This is a genomic window from Phytoactinopolyspora endophytica (assembly GCF_004138495.1).
GTDB classification, from domain to species: domain Bacteria; phylum Actinomycetota; class Actinomycetes; order Jiangellales; family Jiangellaceae; genus Phytoactinopolyspora; species Phytoactinopolyspora endophytica.
Genome location: NZ_ML142859.1, coordinates 236,195 through 239,264, shown reverse-complemented (window position 1 = coordinate 239,264; position 3,070 = coordinate 236,195). Strand labels below are relative to the sequence as shown.

The window sequence follows — 3,070 nt, the reverse complement described above, 5'->3', positions numbered from 1 at the left end:
CTCTCCCCGGCCACCACATACGACGTCTTCTTCGACACCGATCCGGACGCCTTGCCGCCGCGGGCAAGGATCGCCTCCTTCGCCTCGTCCCGGGAGAATCCCTCCAGCGAACCAGTGACCACGATGGTGAGCCCTTCCAGGGTTCGCGGCGTCGACTCGTCCCGCTCGTCCTCCATCCGCACGCCAGCCTCGCGCCACTTGCGGACCACGTCGCGATGCCAGTCGACGCCGAACCATTCGATGATGGAGGCGGCGATGGTGGGGCCGACGCCGTCGACGGCGGCCAGCTCCTCCTCCGTGGCGTTCTCGATCCTGTCCATCGAACCCAGCGCCGTGGCCAGTGCCCGTGCCGCCGTCGGGCCGACGTGCCGGATCGACAACGACACGAGAACCCGCCACAGCGGCTGCTCTTTGGCCTTCTCCAGCTGCTCGAAGAGGCGCTCTGTGTTCTTCGTGGGCACCGACTCTTTAGCATCGTCCGGCTTCGTGTAGAAGTACGGCACCAGCTCGGTCTCCCCGGACTCGGCACCCTTGCGACGCGTCTGGCGCCGGATCATCACGTCGCGAAGGTCCTCGATCCGCAGCCCGAAGAGGTCACCTTCGTCGGTGACCGGAGGCTGTTCTGGGGCGTCCGGCGCGGTCAGGGCCTGCGCACCTTCGTAACCCAGCGCCTCGATGTCGAACCCGCCCCGCCCGGCCAGGTAGAAGATGCGCTCCACCAGCTGTGCAGGGCAGGACCGGGTGTTCGGACAACGGATGTCGACGTCGCTCTCTTTCGCCGGCGCCAACGTAGTGCCGCACGACGGGCACTCCGTGGGCATGACGAACGCGTGCTCGCTGCCATCTCGCAGATCCCGCACCGGCCCGAGGATCTCCGGGATGACGTCCCCGGCCTTGCGGAGCACGACAGTGTCTCCGATGAGCACACCTTTCCGCTCCACCTCGGATGAGTTGTGCAGCGTGGCGTTCTCCACCGTCGACCCGGCCACCTTCACCGGCTCCATCACACCGTACGGGGTGACCCGGCCGGTGCGGCCCACGCTGACCTTGATGTCCAGCAGCTTGGTCGTGACCTCCTCCGGCGGGTACTTGTAGGCGATGGCCCAGCGGGGCGCCCGGGACGTGGATCCGAGCCGACGCTGCAACGCTGCCTGATCGACCTTGACCACTGCGCCGTCGATCTCATACTCGACGTCGTGCCGGTGCTCGTCGTAGTAGCCGATATAGTCACGCACCGCCGGCAGGTCTGGAACGACGCGCACCCGCTCGCTGACCGGCAGTCCCCAGGCCTTGAGCGCGTCATATGCCTCCGACTGGTACTGGACCTCGAACCCGCTGCGCTGGCCGAGGCCGTGACAGATCAGGATCAGCGAGGAGAGCATCCGCCGGGCACGATCGTATTCGGCCTCCAGCCGCTCCAGCGCCAGCTGCGCCCGACCTTCACCACCGGCGGCTCGTGCCCGCTCGTGCGCGGCGTCGATCTTCTCCTTGCGGCGATCCAGCCGCTGCCGGAGCACGCCGGCGCCGGAGTTGCGAGCGTTGGCGAACAACGGCAGACCCAGCTCACCGCGCTCGGCATTGATCGCCTCGAACGCCTCTGAGGGGAACACCATCTCGCCGCGGATCTCCACCACCTCCGGCACCGGGTACTCATCGGAGCCGGCGAGCTCCTTGGGTATCGCGTCGGCGAACTGCGCGTTGTAGGTGACGTTCTCACCGGTGCGGCCATCGCCTCTGGTGGCCAGCGTGGCGAGCTGACCGTCCCGGTAGACGATGTCCACGGCCAGGCCGTCGACCTTCGGCTCACACAGGTACCGTGCGCCTTCGCCCACTTCGCGTTCGACTCGCGCCGCCCATTCGGTGAGCTCGTCGAAGTTGAACGCGTTGTCCAGGCTGAGCATCCGCTCCAGGTGGTCGATGGGCGGCCAGGATCCTTCGACGACACCAGGCTCGGCCACCGGCGCACCCACCTTCTGGGTGGGCGAGTCCGGGGTGCGCAACACCGGGTACTGCTCCTCGATACGCTCCAGCTCCCGCACCAGCGTGTCGAACTCGGCGTCGCTGATGGTGGGCGTGTCGAGGACGTAGTACCGGTGCCGATGCCCCTCGATCTCCTCGGAGAGCGCGACATGCCGATCACGGGCGTCGCTCGGAACGTCGGCGAGGTCTACAGGTTCGGTGGTCACGTATCAGAAACTACTGCGTGAGACTGACATTTGTCCGCTCACTCCCCGGGTGCCGTGCCGCTCAGCCCTGCACCATCTCAGCGAAAGCACGGGCAGTCGCCGACCCGAGCGCATACGCCTGCCTCGCCCAGGCGGCATCGGCGCCGGCGAGTCCACAGACAGGCGTGATGACGGTCCGCTCGGCCATCTGGGCCGGATCTTGGTCCAGCCGTCGCCACAGCCCAACGACGCGCTGGGCCAGCTCGCGGTCGGCCGGCGGCGTGTTCGGCGCCGACGACGGCACAACACCCGGCCATACGCCGAAACCGGCGTCCACGGCTACGGCCAGGTCGGCAAGCGACTCCTGATCCAGCAGCGCGACGTCGAGCGCGACCGCCACGGCCCCCGCCCGGTGCAGCAGGGTCGACGGCACCTCCGGTGCGCAGCAATGTACGACGACGGGCGTGCCGACGGCGTCGACCACCTCTCGAAGCAGCGTCTCCGCCTCGCCGACGCTCACCGACCGGAGCCGCCCGAAGCCGCTGATGGTCGGTATTCCCCCGCCCAGGACCGCAGGCAGGCTGGGCTCGTCCAGCTGAACGACGACGGAGGCTCCCGGCACCCGCTTCGCAACCTCGGCGACGTGCTCACGCAGCCCTTCCGCCAGCGATGCCGTCAGGTCCCGCCGCGCTCCGTGGTCGGCGACGGCACGGTCTCCGCGGGTCAGCTGCAGGGTCGCCGCCAGCGTCAGCGGCCCGGCCACCTGGACCTTCAGCGGTCCGGTGTACCCGTACGCGGCGATCTCCAGCGCGTCCAGGTCGGCGCGCAGCGTCGAGCGTGCCGCACGCTCATCGGCGCCCGGGCGGTCGATCAGCCGCCACCCGGACGGCTGCAGGTCAACATGC

2 protein-coding genes are annotated in these 3,070 nt (G+C 68.8%); both read right to left on the bottom strand.

The window, feature by feature from the left end; translation table 11 throughout:
- A partial coding sequence (ligA, locus tag ELR45_RS21200) for an NAD-dependent DNA ligase LigA (protein WP_205856982.1) occupies positions 1–2,186 on the bottom strand: 2,186 nt, incomplete at its 3' end.
- A gap of 61 nt (positions 2,187–2,247) precedes the next feature.
- The coding region (locus ELR45_RS21195) for a uroporphyrinogen decarboxylase/cobalamine-independent methonine synthase family protein (protein ID WP_205856981.1) at positions 2,248–3,070 on the bottom strand (823 nt) is incomplete at its 5' end.